This window comes from Dactylosporangium vinaceum (genome assembly GCF_019904175.1).
Lineage (GTDB): Bacteria > Actinomycetota > Actinomycetes > Mycobacteriales > Micromonosporaceae > Dactylosporangium > Dactylosporangium vinaceum.
Genome location: NZ_CP061913.1, coordinates 2920954 through 2938494, shown reverse-complemented (window position 1 = coordinate 2938494; position 17541 = coordinate 2920954). Strand labels below are relative to the sequence as shown.

The window sequence follows — 17541 nt, the reverse complement described above, 5'->3', positions numbered from 1 at the left end:
TGGTCGGTCCACATTGGCCGTAGCGGGGTTGTCCGGGCATAGGACCGAGCCTTGTCTCGGGTCGGATGCCGTAGGACACTAACGACACAAATCTAGGCGGACAATGGTCCAAGCGTTACAGAATGTTTCGGAGATGTAATTTGCTCGCGCTCATCACCGGGGCCGTCGACGACCGCAGCGCCCGGGGCATCGCGGCTGCGGTGAGCCGCCTTGTCACCGCCGGCACGCTGCCCGCCGGCGCCCGCCTGCCGACCGTCCGCGACGTCGCGCGCGAGCTCGGGATCAGCCCGACAACTGTCAGCGAGGCGTGGCGCAGCCTGGCCCGCGCGGGCGCCATCCAGACCCGGGGCCGCTCGGGCACCTTCGTGGCCGCCCCCGCCGTCCCCCGCCAGCGCCTGCGCTACGCCCAGCTGGGCAGCCGGGTCAGCGAGGTCCGCGGCGGCCTGATCCGCGACTTCTCCACCGGCATCCCCGACTACGACCTCCTGCCCGGTCTCAGCGAGGCCCTGCGGCGCATCGGCGACGCCCGCCTGACCACGTCCTACCTCGACGGCGCCGTGCTGCCGGGCCTGGAGGAGGTCCTCCGCGAGCGCTGGCCCTTCCCGCCGGAGGCGATCACGGTCGTGGACGGCGCCATGGACGCCCTGGACCGCATCACCGGCGTCGTGGTCCGCTTCGGCGACCACGTCCTGGTCGAGGACCCCGCATTCCCCCCGACGCTCGACCTGCTGGAAACGGTCGGCGCGACGGTGGTGGGCGTGCCGCTCGACGACCAGGGCCTGCGCCCCGACGCCCTGACCGCCGCGCTGGGCACCTGCGACCCGGTGGCCCTGTTCCTGCAGCCGAGGGCCCACAACCCGACGGGCACCAGCATGACCGCGGCCCGCGCCGACAAGCTGGCCCGGATCCTGGCCCGCCACCCGGGCATCACCGTGATCGAGGACGACCACGCCGGCGCCATCGCCACCGCCGCCCCGGTCAGCCTCGGCCGCCGCCTACCCGACCGCACCGTCCACGTGGTCAGCTTCTCGAAGAGCCACGGCCCGGACCTGCGCCTGGCCGCCATAGGCGGCCCGTCCCGGGTGGTCACCGCCGTGACCGACCGCCGCCTGCTGGGCCCCGGCTGGTCGTCGCGCCTGCTACAGGCCGTCCTGCTCGATCTCCTGCAGAACCCGGCGACCGTACGGCAGGTAGCCGACGCCCGCGCCGAGTACGCCCGCCGCCGGACCACCCTCCTGACCGCCCTCGAGGCCCGCGGCGTCACCGCCACCGGCGCCGACGGCATCAACATCTGGATGGCCGTGGCAAACCAGCAGGTCGCCCTCCTGACGCTTGCCGCGCACGGGATAGCCGTCGCCCCCGGCGCCCCGTTCGAGGTCACCCACCTGGACACCGACCACGTCCGCATCACGGCGGGCCTGATCCACGACGACTACGCCGCGCTTGCCGACATCTTCGCCGAGGCCGCGGGCGCCGAGCTGCGCGGCAGCGGCCCGCGGTCGGCCACCCACCCCCGCGGCTGGCGCTAGGGCTGTCGCCGGGCTCATCGGCCGATGCCCGCCGCCGGTGTGCAGTGCCGCAGGAGCGAGTCGAGGGCGGCGCCGACGGCGGGGCGGCCGGTGGCGCTGCGGCGCCAGAGTGCCAGGACGCGCCGGACCGGCGCCGGGTCGACCGGGACGAAGCGGACCGACGGCGGCACGGGATCGCGGCCGAGCCGCGGGATCACCGCCGCACCGAGGCCGGCCGCGACCAGCGCGAGCTGCGTCGAGTGCTCCGAGGCGGTGTGCGCGACACGTGGCGGCACGCCGTCGATGCGCAGTGTCCGCACGAGCCAGTCGTGGCACATCTGCCCGGCACTCCAGCTGATCCAGTCCTCGCCGGCGAGCTCACGCACGGCCACGGCGGCGCGCCCGGCCAGCGGGTGATCGGCCGGGAGCGCCACGTCGAGGACGTCGTCCAGGAGGTGCCGCCACGCCAGGTCATCCGGGATGCGCAGCGCATCGTCGGCCCAGTCCTGCACGACCGCGATGTCGAGGTCGCCGCGGGCCAGGGCGGGGATCGCCTCGTGCGGCTCCCGCTCGGACAGCGCCACCGACAGGTCCGGATACCGCGATCGCAGGTCCCGCAGGACGGCGGGCAGCAGCCCGCGCGCCGCGGTCGCGAACGCGGCGACGGCCAGGGCCCCGGCGACCGCGCCGCGGTGCCCGGCGATGCCGGACTCGATCCGCTCGACGTGGCTGAGCAGGTCGCCGGCGTGGCGGGCGAGCAGATCGCCGGCCTCGGTCAGCCGCACGCCCCGGCCCTGCCGTTCGAGCAGCCGCTGGCCCACCTCCCGCTCCAGCCGCGCCATCTGCTGCGAGACGGCGGAGGTGGTGACGTGCAGGGCGCGGGCGGCGCCGACGATGGACCCGGTCGTGAACACCGCGTGCAGCACGCGCAGCCGCTCCAGGTTCAACACTGTAGCGATGCTACGCGGTGGAGTGAACGAACAATCACTTGTCCTTATGTATAGCTCACGTCAACGTGGATGGCGTACTCCCGACCTGTTGAGGTGAGCAATGCACACGTTGTCCGACACCACCACCGTGACCATCGGTGGCGACCTGCCGGTGCACCGGCTCGGATTCGGCGCCATGCGGCTGACCGGCGCGCCGGCCCGGCTGGACCGCTCCGCGTCGAGAGCCGTCGCCCGGCGCGCGGTCGAGCTCGGCGTCGACTTCATCGACACCGCCGACTCCTACGACTTCGGCGACAACGAGGCGCTGCTCGCCGAGGCGCTGCACCCGTACCGGCCGGGCGTGGTGATCGCCACCAAGGGCGGCCAGATCAACCTGGGTCGCCGGTGGATCCCGCTCGGCCGCCCCGAATACCTGCGCCAGCAGGCCGAGCTGAGCCTGCGCCGGCTGCGGCTCGACCGCATCGACCTCTACCAGCTGCACCGCATCGACCCGGCGGTGCCGCTCGCGGATCAGATCGGCGCGCTGCGAACGCTCCAGGACGAGGGCAAGGTCCGCCACGTCGGCCTCTCGGAAGTCACCGTCGCCCAGCTCACCGAGGCCGCGAAGATCACGCCGATCGTGAGCGTCCAGAACCGCTACAACCTCACCGACCGAGCCTCCGAGGAGGTCCTGGATTACTGCGGGCAGCACGGGATCGCCTTCGTCCCCTGGCTCCCGGTCGCACCCTTCACCGGCGCCGCCGCCGACGACCCGGTCGCCGCGGTCGCCCACCGGCACGGCGCCACCCGCACCCAGGTCGCCCTCGCCTGGCTGCTCCACCGCTCCCCCGTCATGCTGCCGATCCCCGGCACGTCCTCGCCGGCCCACCTGGACGAGAACATCGCCGCCGCCCGCCTCCGCCTCACCGCCGACGACATCGCCCAGCTCGGCGCCTGAGCGCGGCGCACGGCGATCTGCACCGGAACTCCGGTGACATTTGTCCCTACCGCGCCGACGGCCGCGATTCCTACGCTTGCCGTATGAGACAGCGCCCGTTCCCGATCGTCACCGCCATCGTGTTCGCCGTGACAGCGGTCGCCGAGATTCTACAGTGGACGGTTCCCGGCTGGGGGGCGGCGCTGGAGCGCGACCCCGCCGGGCTCACGTGGGGGCACTGGTGGCGGCTGTTCTCGCCGCTGCTCACACAGATGGCGTCGCCCGGAGTGTCGGGGACCGCGCAGTTCGTCAGCAACATGCTGTTCCTCGCGGTCATCGGGGTCGGGGCCGAGTGGGTGCTGGGGCCGCGGTGGTGGCTGGCCGGCTACGCCGTGGGCGGGGTCGCCGGGCAGGCGACCGGCTACTGGCTCGAGCCGCCCGGCGGCGGCACGTCGGTCGCCGTGCTCGGGGTTGCGGCGCTGCTCGCGGTGGCCGTCGTGCTCGGCGAGCGGGCGCCGTCGGTGTCGCTGATGTTCGTCGGCTACTTCCTGGCCGCCATCACCCTGGGCCTCCTCGTGAACTTCGGCGTGGCGATCGTCGTCATCGTGGCCGGCGCCTGGTGCTACCAGTTCGCGCGGAGCCGCCGGCCGCGCCGGGCCGACCTCACGCTCGTCGGGGTCGCGGTGCTCGCCGCCGCGGTGCTGATCGTGGCCGGGGACCATCACGGCTGGGCGTTCGCGGCCGGGCTGGCGCTCGGCCCGCTGTACCGCCTGGCGCACCGGCGCCGGGCCCGGGCGCAGGGTCGCGACGGCCGGGCCCTCGGCCTCGCCGCGTGAGCACCGCCGACCCGCGCGAGCACCGCCGACCCGCGTGTGACGGAGCCTCGGTGCAAGAGCATGATGGTCGTGTGCGGTACGTGGCGATCGGGGACAGCTTCACCGAAGGTATGGGCGACGAGCGGGCCGACGGGACCCCGCGCGGCTGGGCGGACCTCGTGGCCGCCGGGATCGCCGAGGCGACAGGCGAGCCGGTGCAGTACGCCAACCTCGCCATTCGCGGGCGGCTGCTCGGACCCATCCTCGACGAGCAGCTCGACGTGGCGCTCGGCCTCGACCCGGCGCCCACGATGCTGTCGCTCAACGGTGGCGGCAACGACATGATGCGCCGCGGCACGGACATCGACCGGCTGCTGGAGCTCACCGAGGTCGCGCTGCGCAAGACGACCGCCGCCGGGGTGAAGATGCTCCTGCTCAGCGGGGCCGACCCGTCGGAGCACCTGCCGTTCGGCCACGTGATCCGGCGCAAGGGCACGATCCTGTCCGCGGCCGTCACGGAGCTGGCCGCGAAGTACGACGCCCTGTTCGTCAACATCTTCGGCGACCAGGAGATCCGCCGGGCGCCCTACTGGTCCGCCGACCGCCTCCACCTCAACGCCAACGGCCACCGCCGCGTGGCCGGGCTCGTGCTCACCGCCCTCGGCCACCCGACGACCGCTCACCGGGTCGACCCCGGCCCGGCCTCGGCGCGCGGCCTGCTCGCCGAGGCGAAGTACTACCGCGAGCACGTCCTGCCCTGGGTCACCCGCCGGCTGCAGGGCCGCTCGTCCGGCGACGGCCGCGCGCCGAAGTACCCCGTCTGGACCGCCGTCGGCGCCTAGGCGGGTCCTGCCGATCATGGAGTAGGCAGTTGCGGTACTAGCCCGGCGTGCGGCCGCTGAGCCCCAGCACCCGGTCGAACAGCGGCGCATCCGCGGGCACCGCGACCTCGGGCCCGTACACCCCCATCGCGCGACCCTGATCGGCCGTGCGGGCCACCTCGTCGTACATCAGGCGCAGCACGTCGTCGGGGAACGCGATCGGCACGTCCAGGGCCCGGGCCAGGTCCCACCCGTGCAGGACGAACTCCGCGAGCACCATCCCGCCCACCAGGTCGGCCGGCAGCTCCATCGTGGCCATGACGGTCATGCCCTCCCACGCCGCCGGCGCCGACCACCCGGCGGCCAGCCGCTCGAACTGCCCGCGCACGTCCCCCGAGCCGTCCCCGGGCGGCACCGACTCCTTGCGCGCGGCGCCCTCCAGCGGCGGCCCCCACTCCAGCAGGTGCGCGCACAGCGCGCGCACGTCCCACTCCGCGCACGGCGTGGCCCGGTCCAGGTCACCCGGCTTCACGAGGTCGACGACGGCCAGCGTGACAGGTGCGGCTTCCGCCAGCAGCAAGTGCTTCTTCATGCTTGCGAGGATGCCGTGGCGGTACCCCCGGAGTCTTGAACTTTCCCGCCAGGCGCATGGCGGGCCACCGGCCGCAGCCAGGGCACCGCCAGCAGAATGACCACCGGGGACAGGACGAACCCGGCCCGGGTGGAGCTCACCGCGTCGAGGATCGCGCCGTCCACCGCCGCCCCCAGCGCCGCCCCGACCGAGAATGCGGTGGCGACCCAGGCAAAAGCCTCGGCGGCGGTACCGGCCGGAGCCACGCGGTCCACGGTGAGGAACGCGGCGGTCAGCAGGATCGGCAGGCAGAGCCCGCACAGCACGGCCGGCGGCAGCATGAGCAGCGCGTTGCCGGGCGTGAGCAGCAGCGGGACGTAGCCGATCCCGAGCAGGCCACCGAGCACCGGCAGCCGCCGCGCGTTCACGTTCAGCCGCGTGTTGGCCAGCCCGCCGATGAGCGCCCCGACCGCCTGCGCGGCGAGCAGCCAGCTGGAGAACGACCGGTGCCCGACCGACTCGGCGTAGTCGAGCATCGCCACCGGCAGCGACCCGACCCCGGCCCCGACCAGCACCACCGCCGTGAGCAGCAGCCGCAGCGGCCGCGAGCGCAGCGCCCCCGCCCAGTGCCGCTCGGCCCGCTCACCCCGCCACCCGCGCACCGCCGGTGTGGTCACGAACCACACGGTTCCGAGCAGCTGCAGCCCGGCCGTGACGTACACCCCGGCCGCCCCACCCCCGGCCGCGACCGCGAGCCCGGCGATGAGCGGCCCGAAGATGAAGATGAGCTCCTGCACCGCGATGTCGAGCGTGTAGGCCGTCTGCAGCTGCGTCTCGTCGAGCAGGTCGCGCCAGAGCACCCGAAGCCCGGCCTCGAACGGCGGCGCACCGAGACCGGCGAACAGCACGGCGACCGCGGCGGCCCAGAGCGGTACACCCTGGACCAGCACCACGAAGCCGACGGTGGACAGCACGACCCCGCTCAGCATCACCGGCGGCTGCCGGAACCGGTCGGCGATCCGGGCCAGGACCGGACCGCCGACCGCCAGCCCGGCCGTGTACACCCCGACGAGCAGCCCGGCCGCGGCGATCGACACGCTCTCGCGCGCGTAGAGCAGCAGCGCGACGGGCGCCGCTCCGAGCGGCAACCGCCCGATACAGCCGGCCGCCAGCACCCGGGCGACCTGCGCCGCCCGCAACACCGCGGAGATGGACATGCGATCGATCATGCCAGCCGGGTCGCCCGGTGCGGGGCCCGGTCAGGGCGGCATCACGCCCAGGTCAGGCCACGCAGCATCGCGTCGAACTCCGACACTCCGAGCGCCGCGCCCGACACGTCCATCGTGAAGTGCACGGCCCCGGCGTCGGCGGACCACCAGCTGGCGGTCAGGCGGCCGGCCCGGCCGTACACGTCGATCCGCTTGCCGTTCACCATCAGGGCGTGATCGGGCGTCTCGTCCTGGCTGCCGGGCTCCGGCTGCGAGCGGACCGCCAGCACCCGGAGGTCCGGACCGCCGGGCCGGGTGAACCGGAGCGCGAGGGTGGGGTCGCCGGAGCCGAGCCATGACGGCGGCTGCTCGCTCCACCCGCCGGCCGCGAGGTCCGGCAGGTCCGTGTCGGAGAAGATGAACGGCTGCCCCCACGGACTGCGCCCGTCGGCCAGCAGCCGGGTCCCGGCCGCCTGCGGCAGTTCGAAGGTCCGGGCCGTCACCTGCGTGTCGTCGGCACAGCCGGTGTATGCGCCGTCCAGGGACATTGTGATCTTGTCGTCGGTGAGCACCAGATCGTCGTGGGCGGGGTCCCGTTCGACGCACTTGCCGAGCCTCGGCACCGCGTACACCGTGATCCGGGTGCCGGCCCGGTCGATCCGGGCGCCGGCCCACGGCACGCCCGCCGTCGCCGCCGGCTCCCTTGACGCGGCCGGCTGCGGCGAGTCGGATGCCCGATCTGCCCGCGCCACCGCGAACCCGGCGACGACGGCCAGGACGGCGGCCGTCGCGGCCCCCCAGCCGGTCGCGCGGCGGCGGCGCACCCGGCGCCGGATCGCTGCGTGCGGTGCCGGCAGCAGCGCCGGCGGGACCTCGGCAACCGCCCGATCGAACAGGTCGATGACCTCCTCGTCGCTCATCACTGCACTCCTTCGCTCAACAGTGCCCGCAGCTGCGGGTCGTGGCGCAGCGCCGCCAGGGCGCGCGCTGTGTGTGACTTCACCGTGCCGATGCGCAGACCCAGGACCCGGGCCGTGTCGGCCTCGGTGAAGTCGCCGTGGAAGCGCAGCATCAGCACCGCCCGCTGCTGCCGCGGCAGCCGCGCGAGGGCGCCGGCGAGCAGGTGCCGCAGCTCGACCCCTTCGAGCTCGCCCCCGCCCGCCGGCCGCTCCGGCAGCTGTTCCGTGGGCAGTTCGCCCCGCCAGCGCCGCCGCCACCAGCTCAGATACGTGCTGGCGAGCATCGCGCGGAAGTACGCGTCGGGCGCACCGTCCTTGATCCGGGGCCAGCGACCGTAGCCGCGGGCCAGGACCGTCTGGACCAGGTCCTCGGCCCGGTGCCAGTCGTGCGTGAGCAGCCACGCCGAGCGCAGCAGCCGCGGCCACGCCACGCCGACGTACGCCTCGAAGTCCTCCACCTGTCACCTCCCTGGCCGGTCAACAACGTCGGGCCGGGAAATGGTTGTCATGACGTGAGACCTGCGCCGGACCGTTCCCGGCTCGCCGCACCCTCGCGTCACCGCTGCGATGGCGTTCCAATCGGTTCCATCGGCCCACGCGCCGCTCACCTGCGAGAACCGGGCCATTAACGGGACCATAAAACGGCGTTAGGGCGGATTTGCAAATCGCAAGAGGGCTCGTTAAGCGCCGCTCGGATACGTTTCGCAGTACCCGAGAGAATGGTTGGCGACAATGCGCAGAACGGTCCTGTATCCGCTGGTCGCCCTCGGTGCCGTGGCCGGCTCGCTCCTGTTCGGGGACCCGGCTTCGGCTCATGGCTACGTGTCGTCGCCGCCGAGCCGGCAGGCGCTGTGCGCGCAGGGGAAGGTGGCCGACTGCGGCGCGATCCAGTACGAGCCGCAGAGCGTCGAGGGGCCCAAGGGGCTGCGCAGCTGTGCCGGCGGGAACGTGCGGTTCGCGGTGCTCGACGATGACAGCCGCACCTGGCCGGCGACGGCGGTCGGGACGTCGGTGACGTTCAACTGGGTGCTGACGGCGCGGCACGCGACGAGCACGTGGGAGTACTACATCGGCGGGCAGCGCATCGCGGCGTTCGACGACGGCGGCCGGCAGCCCAACGCCACCGTGTCGCACCAGGTGAGCCTGGCCGGCTTCGCCGGGCGGCAGAAGGTGCTGGCCGTCTGGAACATCGCGGACACCGCCAACGCGTTCTACAACTGCATCGACCTGCAGATCGGCGGCTCCGGCGGCGCGAGCCCCACTCCCACGCCCACGAAGACCGCGAACCCGGCGCCGAGCCGGACCGCCGCACCCACGCCGACGAAGAGCGCCACCAAGGCCCCGGCGACGTCCGCCACCACGGCGCCGCCGCCCGTCGCCGGTGTCGCGTGGGCCGCCGACACGCTGTATCACGTGGGCGATGTGGTGACGTATGACGGGAAGCGGTACCAGTGCCGGCAGTCGCATCGGTCCATCTACACCTGGGAGCCGATCTACACCCTCGCGCTGTGGCTGCCGGTATGAGACGCGCCCTGATCGCGCTCGCGGTGCTGTTCTCCCTGGCCGCCTGCACGAAGTCGCCCGCCGTCATCCCGCCGCTGGAGGCGAGCCAGGGTATCGCCCAGGCCGACGCCGTGACGGCCGCGGGCCCACACAACGAGTTCGACGTGATGTTCCTGCAGATGATGATCGCCCACCAGCAGCAGGGTCTGCAGATGCTCAAGCTGGGCCAGCAGAAGGCCGTCCGCGAGGAGGTCGTCGACCTGGCCGGCGCCATCGACGTGGTGGAGGCCGAGGAGGTGCGGTCCATGCAGCGCTGGCTGCAGGCCTGGAACGTCCCGGCGGCCGAGATCACCGACCCCGCCCTGCACGCGGCCCACGGCGGCCGGCCCGCCACCGGGCCGGAGGAGATCCAGGCGCTGCAGGATGCGACGGGCGCCGACTTCGAGACGAAGTTCCTCAACCTGCTGATCGCGCATCAGCACAACGCCGTGGAGCTGGCCCAGCAGCTGGCGACCACCGGCCAGAACGGCACCGTGCAGCAGTTCGCGGAGCGCGTCAGGCTGTCGCGCACGCAGCAGATCAAGCAGATGCTGACCCTGGCCGCCGGCTGACACATGCACATGTGATGTTCGGAAGGGCCGGACCTGGGGAATCACTCCTAGGTCCGGCTTCTGCCTTTCATCGGAGGTGTACCGCCATGTCGTCGACCGCCACGCAGGCCATCAGTCGCTGCCCGAAGTGCGGCGCCCGCGTCCACGTGAACGCCGGCTCCCCGACCCCGGCCCACCAGCCCGACGGTGCCGGCCCCGGCGCCGGCGAGTGCCCGGGCAGCGGCCAGCCCAGCCGCTGACCCGCCGGCCCGGCAGCTCGATCCGATCTCGGCCCCGCGGCCGGGATCGGCCCGCGGCATCGCGCCGCGTGCCGATCGGCGCGCGGTCGGCGGGGGCACAGTTGATGGGGAGCACAGTCGGTAGCGCACGCCGGTCCGCGGCGTTGCCGCCGGCCGGGTCCGCGACTAACCGGCCGCGCAGTGGGTAGAGCGTCAGGTGTGGCGGATCTGGATGACGAGACCCTCGCGTTCGCGCACCGTATGTTCGACCTCGCGCGGTCGGGCGAGACCGGCGAGCTGGTCGCCAACGTGGTCGCCGGGCTGCCGGTCAACCTCACCAACGACAAGGGCGACACGCTGCTGATCCTGGCGGCGTACCACAACCACCCGGCCACGGTCGCCGCGCTGCTGGAGCAGGGTGCGGACCCCGATCGGGTCAACGACCGCGGTCAGACCGCGCTCGCGGCGGCGGTGTTCCGCCGCAACCCCGAGACGGTCCGCGCACTGCTGGCCGCCGGCGCCGACCCGGACGGCGGCGCGCCCTCCGCGACGGCCACGGCGGGCTTCTTCAAGCTCCCCGAGATGGCCGCGCTCCTGCGGGAGGCGTGATTCAGCTGTATCCGAGGCAGAAGGGGTGCCCGGCCGGGTCGGAGTAGACGCGGAAGCCGGCCTCCTTCGTGGAGAGCAGCTGCGCCCCCATGCGCAGGACCTTCGCCTCGGCCGCGTCGATGTCGTCGACCACGATGTCGAGGTGGATCTGCTGGGGGTAGTTCGGGTCGGGCCACTGCGGCGGGATGTGGTTGGGGGCGTGCTGGAAGCTGATCCGGCTCGCGCCGTCACCTATGTCGATCCAGTCACCGTCGACCTTCGTGATCGGCAGGTCGAGCAGCTCCGAGTAGAACCGGGCCAACGCCTGCGGGTCCGTGGTGTCCAGGACGACGGCGGAAACTCTCGCAATCATCCTCCCATCGTGCCCCATGGGTACGACAAGAAACCCTACGAGCCCTGAGACTGGATCGCGGTGATGGCGACCGTGTTGACGATGTCCTTCACCGTGGCGCCGCGGGACAGGTCGTTCACCGGCTTGCGCAGGCCCTGCATGACCGGGCCGACCGCGACCGCGCCGGCCGAGCGCTGCACCGCCTTGTAGGTGTTGTTGCCCGTGTTCAGGTCCGGGAACACGAACACCGTGGCCTGCCCGGCGACCGGGCTGCCGGGCAGCTTCGTGGCGGCCACGGCCGGGTCGATGGCCGCGTCGTACTGGATCGGGCCGTCCACCGGCAGATCCGGGCGCCGCGCGCGCACGATGGCCGTCGCCTCGGCCACCTTGGTGACGTCCGCGCCCGACCCGGAGGTGCCAGTCGAATACGACAGCATCGCCACGCGCGGCGTCACGCCGAAGCGGGCCGCCGTGTCCGCCGACGACAGCGCGATGTCGGCCAGCTGCTCCGCGTCCGGGTCGGGGTTGACCGCGCAGTCGCCATAGACCAGGACCCGGTCGGGCAGCAGCATGAAGAAGACGCTCGAGGCGACGCTCAGGCCCGGGACCGTCTTGATGATCTCGAAGGCCGGCCGGATCGTCGCCGCCGTCGTGTGCGTGGCCCCGGACACCATGCCGTCGGCGTGGCCGAGCTGCACCATGAGCGTGCCGAAGTACGAGACGTCGGCGACCACGTCGTGCGCGAGGTCGAACGTGACGCCCTTGTGCGCCCGCAGATCGCGGTAGACGGCGGCGAACTCCTCGCGCAGCGGGCTGCTCACCGGGTCCACGACGGACGCGGCGGCGAGGTCGAGGCTCAGGTCGCGCGCCTTGGCCCGGATCACCGCCGGGTCGCCCAGCAGCACCAGGTCGGCGACGCCCCGGCGCAGCAGGATGTCCGCCGCCCGCAGGATCCTCTCCTCGGTACCTTCCGGCAGCACCAGCCGTCGCCTGTCGGCCCGGGCCCGGTCGATGAGGTCGTACTCGAACATCAGCGGCGTCACCCGCGACGAGGCGGTCAGCTCGAGCACGTCGGCCAGCGCTGCGGTGTCCACATTGGACTCGAACGCGCCGAGCGCGGCCTCGACCTTGCGCGGGTTGGCCGCGCTCAGGCGGTGCTCCATGCGGGTCGAGGACGCGATGGTGTCGTAGCTGGCCCGCGGCACGGACAGCACGGCCAGGCCCGGGTTGAGCCGCTCGAACAGCGCCAGCGCGGCCGGGTCGGGCGCGATGCCGAGGGTGAGCACGATCCCGGCCAGGGGCATCAGGCCCGACGCGTGCGCCGCCCCGGCCGCGACAAGCAGGTCGGCCCGGTCGCCGGGGGTGATGAGCAGGCAGTCGGGCGTGAGGTGGGAGAGCACCGTCGGCACCTGGGCCGCACCGACGACGTAGTCGAGCACGTCGCGCCCCAGCGCCGCGTCCCGGTCGGTGCCGGCCGTGACGACGCTGGCCCCCAGCTGGGCGGCGACCTCGGCGACGGTCGGGGCCCCGATGGTGGGGACCTCCGGGATCACGAAGCAGGGAACCGGGAGTTTCGGCGGTGGTACCGTTGCCGGCGTCTTGTTCAGCACCACGGCGGCGACCGTCGCGTCCAGGTCGCTCAGCGCGTGGAACGCCTGGCGGGCCATCGACTCCAGTGCGGGCTCGTCGGCGCCGGTGCCGTTGACGACCGACACGACGACCGCGCCGAACTCGTTGGCCAGGCGGGCGTTGAAGGCGAGGTCGTCGTCGATGTCGGTGCCGATGACCACGACGGCCTCGTGGTGCTGGCTGACCTGGCGGAAGTGCTCGACGACAAGCCCGACGAGCTCCTCGGAGCGCCCGGCCGCGAACATCGCCGACGCCTCCGCATAGGTGACGCCGTAGAGGCGTTCGTCACCGATGTTGTACCGCGAGCGCAGCAACTCCAGCAGCACGTCCTGCGAAGCGGGGGCGACGGGGCGGAAGACCCCGATCCGCGGAACCTTGCGCGACAGCAGTTCGGCGAGTCCGAGGGCGACGGCCGACTTGCCGGAGTCGGGTCCGTGCTCGACGAGGTACACGATGCGGGCCACAGCGTTAGTCTGCCTGGCATGATCCTGGTGCTCAACAGCGGCTCGTCCTCGGTGAAGTTCCGTGTCGTGGATCTCGGCGATCCGGGCGCGGGGACGCGGGGGCTCGTGGAAAAGATCGGAGAGCCGGGAGGTGTACCCGACCACGCCGCCGCACTCGAACAGGTGCTCGACAACCTGGGTGACGTGCCCATCGAGGCGGTCGGGCACCGGATCGTGCACGGCGGGTCGCGGTTCAACGCGCCGGCCGTCATCGACGACGCGGTCCTGGCCGCCCTGCGCGAGCTGGTGCCGCTGGCGCCCCTGCACAACCCCGGCGGCATCACCGGCATCGAGGCGGCCCGGGCGAAGCTGCCCACGGTGGCGCACGTGGCCGTCTTCGACACGGCGTTCCACGCGACGATCCCGCCCGCCGCGTCCACCTACGCCATCGATCGGGCGCTCGCCGCGCGGTACGACATCCGGCGCTTCGGCTTTCACGGCACCTCGTGCGGCTATGTCGCCGGCCGCACCGCCACGCTGCTGGGCAGGCCCCTCGAGGACCTCAACTGCATCGTGCTGCACCTCGGCAACGGCGCCAGCGCAACAGCCGTGCGGGGCGGCCGGAGCGTCGACACGTCAATGGGGCTGACGCCCCTGGAGGGCCTGGTCATGGGTACCCGCTCGGGCGACCTGGACCCGGCCGTCCCCGCGTACCTGCACCGGGTGGCCGGGATGGACTTCGCCGCTGTCGACGACGCGCTGCAGCGCCACGCCGGCCTGCTCGGCCTCGGCGGCGTCAACGACATGCGGGCGATCCTGGAGCGCCGCTCCGCCGGCGACGAGGCGGCCACGCTGGCGTTCGACGTCTACTGCCACCGGATCCGCAAGTACGTCGGCGCCTTCCACGCCGTCCTCGGCCGCCTGGACGCGATCGTCTTCACGGCCGGCGTGGGCGAGCACGCGCCGGCGGTCCGGGCGGCCTGCCTGGCCGGCCTGGAAACCTGGGGCATCGCGGTCGACCCCGCCCGCAACGGCGCGAACGCGAGCGTCATCAGCCCGGACGGCACGGCTGTCGCGGTGTGCGTGGTGCCGACCGACGAGGAGCTCGCGATCGCCGAGCAGACCGCCGAGCTGGTGCTGTAACGGCGGGACGACCTGATCGCCGAAGGCCGGCCCACTGTCCGATCAGGACACTGGGACCACAGCACGAAGGCGAAGAAGCAGGACTAGGAGACAGCGCGGCGGCGGGGGCGGGTGGCCGGATCGGCGCCCGCCACCTGTTCGACCACCGAGCAGGCGTCGTGCAGCGGGTCCTGGGCGTCGATGTTGACGGCGACCGTCTGCAGCATCTCCCGGAACCGGGCGCGGTCGGCCTCGGCGAGGGCGCCGAGCACCCGGTCCTCGATGTGGCGCAGCTGGCGCTGCAGGGCGCAGAGGCGCGCGCGGCCGGCCTCGGTGGCCAGGATGCGGCGGGCGCGGCGGTCGGCCGGGTCGGGCTTGCGCTCGATCAGGCCGGCCTTCTCGAGGTCGTCGAGGAGGTACGTCATGACCGTCCGGTCGATGCCGAGCTTGTTCGCGAGGGCCAGCTGGGTGGTCGCCGCGCCGTCCACGGCCGAGGTCAGGACCTGATAGCCGCGCGGACCGCCGGGCACGTCGGCGATGACCGACTGGGCGCCCTTCGCGTAGCCGCGCAGGAGCACGCCGAGCGCCCAGCCGAGATCGGCCTGCAGCTCGGTGTGGTCGACGTTGGTGTTCGCCGCCTGCGTCATGACAGCAATGATAAGCAGCTCACTCACTCTTGCCACCAGATGTTCTGTGACGCAGACTTTCTCCATGGCCGCACAACCTCGTGCGGCATTCTGTGGAGGTCAGCGATGCACCTGTTCCGTCTCGACGCGAGCGTCCGTACGTCCGGGTCCGTGAGCCGCGCGCTCGCCGACACCGCCGAGCAGGCCTGGCTCGGCGAGCACCCGGGCGCGACCGTCACCCGCCGCGACATCGGCCTCGAGCCGCTGCCGAGCGAGCTCTGGGCGAAGGCGGCCCGGTCGGCCGTCGACCCGTCGGCGCCGGCCGCACCGGAGGCGGCCGAGCTGACCCGGCAGCTCTCGGCGGAGCTGCTGGAGGCCGACGCCTACGTCTTCGCCGTCCCGCTCTACAACTGGGGCGTGCCCGCGCACTTCAAGACCTGGATCGACCTGGTCCTGCTCAACCAGGACTTCGGCGGCGGCGGGAGCAAGCCCCTGGCCGGGCGGCCGGCCGTGCTCGCGATGAGCCGGGGCGGCGGCTACGGCGAGGGCACGCCGAAGTTCGGCTGGGACCACAACAGCCCGTACATCGTGCGGGTGCTCGCCGACGTCCTGCACCTGGACGTCCACGTGGCCGAGGCCGAGCTGACCCTGGCCGACGTCACGCCGGCGATGGAGCCGCTGCGCGGGCTGGCCGCGCAGCTGCTGCAGGACGGTCACGCGACGGCCGCCGGGCACGGCCGCCGGGTGGCGGAGCTCGTGCGCGTCAGCGTGGGCTAGGGCTCAGCCCAGCGGGGGCAGGTTCTGGGTCAGCTCGATGGCCGTGTGCACCAGCGACTGCAGCCGCGCCGTGAGCGCGAGCAGGAGTTGGTGCGCGGCCGGGCCCGCGTTGGTGGCCGCCTCGCGCAGGGTCTCGATATCGCCCTGCACCTGGCTGAGCTGACCGGTCAGGTCGGCCACGCCGGAGCCGCGCTCCAGGGCCTCGGCCATGTCGGCCAGGCTGACCCCGTTGGCCTCCAGGGCCTTGATGGCGGCGATACGCTCGATGCAGGAGGCGTCGTAGAGCCGGAAGTTTCCGGCCGTCCGCTCCGTCGACTCGATCAGGCCGAGGCCCGTGTAGAAGTCGACGGTACGGGTCGACACGCCGGAAAGATTGGCCAGCTCCCCGATCCGCAGCAGCTTTGACACGTACCCAACCCTACAGTGCCGCGTGCTAGTGTGCCCGCCATGGTGTTCCGGAGCCTGCGCCGCGCGGCGTTGGGCGTCGGCGGTCCGGCCGTCGACACCGTACTCGCCAATCCTGAGAGCTTCCCGAATGCGTCGATCAGCGGCGTCGTGCGGCTGACCGGCGGCGAGCGCGGCGTGGAGATCGAGCGGATCGTGCTCACGCTGGTGACCCGCGACGGCGTCGCGGCCCGGGAGCTGGGCCGCCAGGAGCTGGCCGGGGAGTTCCGGCTGGAGGCGGGGGCGACGCGGGAGATCCCGCTGGTGCTGCACGTGCCACTCGAAACCCCGATCACGCACGTCTACGGCGAGCGGGTCCCGGGCCTGGCCGTCGGCGTGCGCACCGACCTGCAGGTCGCCTTCGCCCACGACCCCGGCGACATGGACTTCCTGGCCGTGCACCCGCTGCCGGCCGAGGCGGCCGCGCTCGACGCGCTGAGGACGCTGGGTTTCCGCTTGAATTCGGCGGATGTGTCGCAAGTGTTCGAGTTCTGGGTCGCGCCGCAGTACCAGGACATCGCCACCGAGGTGGCTGTCGGCTTCACGACCGGGGCGGATTTCGTCGCGCTGCACGTCAACCAAACGGTGGGTACCCGCTACAACCGGGACGAAACGGTCGACTGGGCGGCCGAGGTCGACGCCCTGATGCGACACATCGGGCAGATCCGACGATAGACGTCCACCTGACCGGCCCAGGGGAACGATCGCCCGACACGGTACCGTTAGGCGCACAGGGGTTGACAGCCGTTGACTGAGCGGGAGGCGGGGCATGCGAGAGCTCGTCGTGGTGGGTGTGCGTGCGCAGACCTGGCAGAGCCGTCCCGTAGTCCTGCTCAAGGACGAACCGACGGGCCGCCACCTGCAGCTGCCGGTCGAGGGCGGTCCGCGCAGCATGGACGAACCCATCAGCGCGGAGCTGTTCCAGCGCGCGCTGATGGCGCTGAACGCGCCACTGCGGGCGATCGAGGTGGTCGCCGCGCACGGGCCGTTCCAGCTGGTCCTGGGGCCGGGCATCCGGGTGCCGGCGGCACCGCTGGAGGCGATCGCCCTGGCCCGGCACTGGGGCGTGCCGATCCTGACCACGGAGGAGCTGCTCAACGCCGCCTCCGTCCAGGCGCCCGAGGGACCGACCCAGCCGCTCGACCTGACCGCGCACATGGAGAAGCTGCCGTCCGGCCGGGCGACGCTGCTGATCCGCAAGGGCGCCGAGGCCGGGGCCGAGTTCGCCCTGGACGCCGACGTCGTGCACTGCGGCCGTGACTCGGCCAACCAGATCGTGCTCGACGACAACACCGTGTCGCGCAAGCACGTCGAGTTTCACCGCAACAGCGGCGGGTTCGGCTACTCGATGCTCGACCTGGGCAGCCTCAACGGGACCTACGTGAACGGCGAGCGGGTCAAGAGCGCCAACCTGAACGACGGCGACGAGGTCCAGGTCGGCAAGTTCATGCTCATGTACCAGCTCCGGTAGGCATCACCA

The 17541-nt window shown here is 72.7% G+C and carries 21 protein-coding genes; 12 read left to right on the top strand and 9 right to left on the bottom strand.

Annotated elements, in window-relative coordinates; all coding sequences use genetic code 11:
* Positions 1–140 precede the first annotated feature (140 nt).
* Positions 141–1529, top strand: a complete 1389-nt coding sequence (locus Dvina_RS12990) for an aminotransferase-like domain-containing protein (RefSeq protein WP_223102734.1) — start codon at positions 141–143, stop codon at positions 1527–1529.
* 14 nt (positions 1530–1543) lie between these two features.
* Here Dvina_RS12990 and Dvina_RS12985 read toward each other — a convergent pair whose 3' ends face one another.
* Complete coding sequence (locus tag Dvina_RS12985; RefSeq protein ID WP_223102733.1) at positions 1544–2458, bottom strand: LysR family transcriptional regulator; 915 nt, start codon at positions 2456–2458, stop codon at positions 1544–1546.
* Between the two features lie 100 nt (positions 2459–2558).
* Between Dvina_RS12985 and Dvina_RS12980 the strand changes: the two genes are divergently transcribed.
* The 3 genes from Dvina_RS12980 (at position 2559) to Dvina_RS12970 (ending at position 5031) form a co-directional block, all read left to right on the top strand.
* Entirely contained in the window at positions 2559–3395 is an 837-nt protein-coding gene (locus tag Dvina_RS12980) for an aldo/keto reductase (RefSeq protein WP_223102732.1), read from the top strand.
* Positions 3396–3646: 251 nt separating this feature from the next.
* Positions 3647–4210: a hypothetical protein gene (locus Dvina_RS12975; protein ID WP_223102731.1), complete on the top strand. Its 564-nt coding sequence runs from the start codon at positions 3647–3649 to the stop codon at positions 4208–4210.
* A 71-nt stretch (positions 4211–4281) separates the two neighbouring features.
* Positions 4282–5031, top strand: a complete 750-nt coding sequence (locus Dvina_RS12970; RefSeq protein ID WP_223102730.1) for an SGNH/GDSL hydrolase family protein — start codon at positions 4282–4284, stop codon at positions 5029–5031.
* 37 nt (positions 5032–5068) lie between these two features.
* Here Dvina_RS12970 and Dvina_RS12965 read toward each other — a convergent pair whose 3' ends face one another.
* From Dvina_RS12965 to Dvina_RS12950, 4 genes are read right to left on the bottom strand one after another with little or no spacing between them, the layout of a single operon-like run.
* The gene (locus Dvina_RS12965; RefSeq protein WP_223102729.1) at positions 5069–5602 is read right to left on the bottom strand and encodes a TIGR03086 family metal-binding protein; all 534 of its coding nucleotides are present in this window, start codon (positions 5600–5602) and stop codon (positions 5069–5071) included.
* Complete coding sequence (locus tag Dvina_RS12960; protein ID WP_246656184.1) at positions 5599–6798, bottom strand: MFS transporter; 1200 nt, start codon at positions 6796–6798, stop codon at positions 5599–5601. The genes Dvina_RS12965 and Dvina_RS12960 overlap by 4 nt, the downstream gene beginning before the upstream one ends.
* A 53-nt stretch (positions 6799–6851) precedes the next feature.
* Entirely contained in the window at positions 6852–7709 is an 858-nt protein-coding gene (locus Dvina_RS12955) for a hypothetical protein (RefSeq protein WP_223102727.1), read from the bottom strand.
* Positions 7709–8206 carry a SigE family RNA polymerase sigma factor gene (locus Dvina_RS12950; RefSeq protein ID WP_223102726.1) on the bottom strand — a complete coding sequence of 166 codons (498 nt, stop codon included), beginning with the start codon at positions 8204–8206 and terminating at the stop codon, positions 7709–7711. The genes Dvina_RS12955 and Dvina_RS12950 overlap by 1 nt, the downstream gene beginning before the upstream one ends.
* A gap of 274 nt (positions 8207–8480) precedes the next feature.
* Here Dvina_RS12950 and Dvina_RS12945 point away from each other — a divergent pair, with 274 nt between their 5' ends.
* From Dvina_RS12945 to Dvina_RS12930, 4 genes are all read left to right on the top strand, one after another.
* Entirely contained in the window at positions 8481–9272 is a 792-nt protein-coding gene (locus Dvina_RS12945) for a lytic polysaccharide monooxygenase (protein ID WP_223102725.1), read from the top strand.
* Positions 9269–9862 (top strand): DUF305 domain-containing protein, encoded by a 594-nt coding sequence (locus tag Dvina_RS12940; protein ID WP_223102724.1) that lies wholly within the window; start codon positions 9269–9271, stop codon positions 9860–9862. The genes Dvina_RS12945 and Dvina_RS12940 overlap by 4 nt, the downstream gene beginning before the upstream one ends.
* Positions 9863–9948: 86 nt before the next feature.
* The gene (locus Dvina_RS12935) at positions 9949–10101 is read left to right on the top strand and encodes a hypothetical protein (protein WP_223102723.1); all 153 of its coding nucleotides are present in this window, start codon (positions 9949–9951) and stop codon (positions 10099–10101) included.
* Positions 10102–10341: 240 nt separating this feature from the next.
* Positions 10342–10689, top strand: coding sequence for an ankyrin repeat domain-containing protein (locus Dvina_RS12930; RefSeq protein ID WP_223105495.1), 348 nt, complete (start codon positions 10342–10344; stop codon positions 10687–10689).
* A gap of 1 nt (position 10690) precedes the next feature.
* On the opposite strand, the gene Dvina_RS12925 is transcribed toward Dvina_RS12930, so the two are convergent.
* Together Dvina_RS12925 and pta are read right to left on the bottom strand one after the other, a co-directional pair.
* The gene (locus Dvina_RS12925) at positions 10691–11041 is read right to left on the bottom strand and encodes a VOC family protein (RefSeq protein ID WP_223102722.1); all 351 of its coding nucleotides are present in this window, start codon (positions 11039–11041) and stop codon (positions 10691–10693) included.
* A gap of 35 nt (positions 11042–11076) precedes the next feature.
* On the bottom strand, positions 11077–13113 hold the full coding sequence (gene pta, locus Dvina_RS12920; RefSeq protein WP_223102721.1) for a phosphate acetyltransferase: 2037 nt from the start codon (positions 13111–13113) through the stop codon (positions 11077–11079).
* Between the two features lie 18 nt (positions 13114–13131).
* On the opposite strand from pta, the gene Dvina_RS12915 reads away from it, so the two are divergent.
* Positions 13132–14235, top strand: coding sequence for an acetate/propionate family kinase (locus tag Dvina_RS12915; protein ID WP_223102720.1), 1104 nt, complete (start codon positions 13132–13134; stop codon positions 14233–14235).
* A gap of 83 nt (positions 14236–14318) precedes the next feature.
* Here the strand turns inward: Dvina_RS12915 and Dvina_RS12910 are convergent, their stop codons facing one another.
* The gene (locus tag Dvina_RS12910) at positions 14319–14861 is read right to left on the bottom strand and encodes a MarR family winged helix-turn-helix transcriptional regulator (RefSeq protein ID WP_223102719.1); all 543 of its coding nucleotides are present in this window, start codon (positions 14859–14861) and stop codon (positions 14319–14321) included.
* 105 nt (positions 14862–14966) lie between these two features.
* Here Dvina_RS12910 and Dvina_RS12905 point away from each other — a divergent pair, with 105 nt between their 5' ends.
* Complete coding sequence (locus Dvina_RS12905) at positions 14967–15617, top strand: FMN-dependent NADH-azoreductase (RefSeq protein ID WP_223102718.1); 651 nt, start codon at positions 14967–14969, stop codon at positions 15615–15617.
* Between the two features lie 3 nt (positions 15618–15620).
* Here Dvina_RS12905 and Dvina_RS12900 read toward each other — a convergent pair whose 3' ends face one another.
* Entirely contained in the window at positions 15621–16025 is a 405-nt protein-coding gene (locus Dvina_RS12900) for a MerR family transcriptional regulator (protein ID WP_223102717.1), read from the bottom strand.
* Between the two features lie 39 nt (positions 16026–16064).
* On the opposite strand from Dvina_RS12900, the gene Dvina_RS12895 reads away from it, so the two are divergent.
* Entirely contained in the window at positions 16065–16736 is a 672-nt protein-coding gene (locus tag Dvina_RS12895) for a sporulation protein (protein WP_223102716.1), read from the top strand.
* A 94-nt stretch (positions 16737–16830) separates the two neighbouring features.
* Entirely contained in the window at positions 16831–17532 is a 702-nt protein-coding gene (locus Dvina_RS12890; RefSeq protein WP_223102715.1) for a bifunctional nuclease domain-containing protein, read from the top strand.
* Positions 17533–17541: the final 9 nt, after the last annotated feature.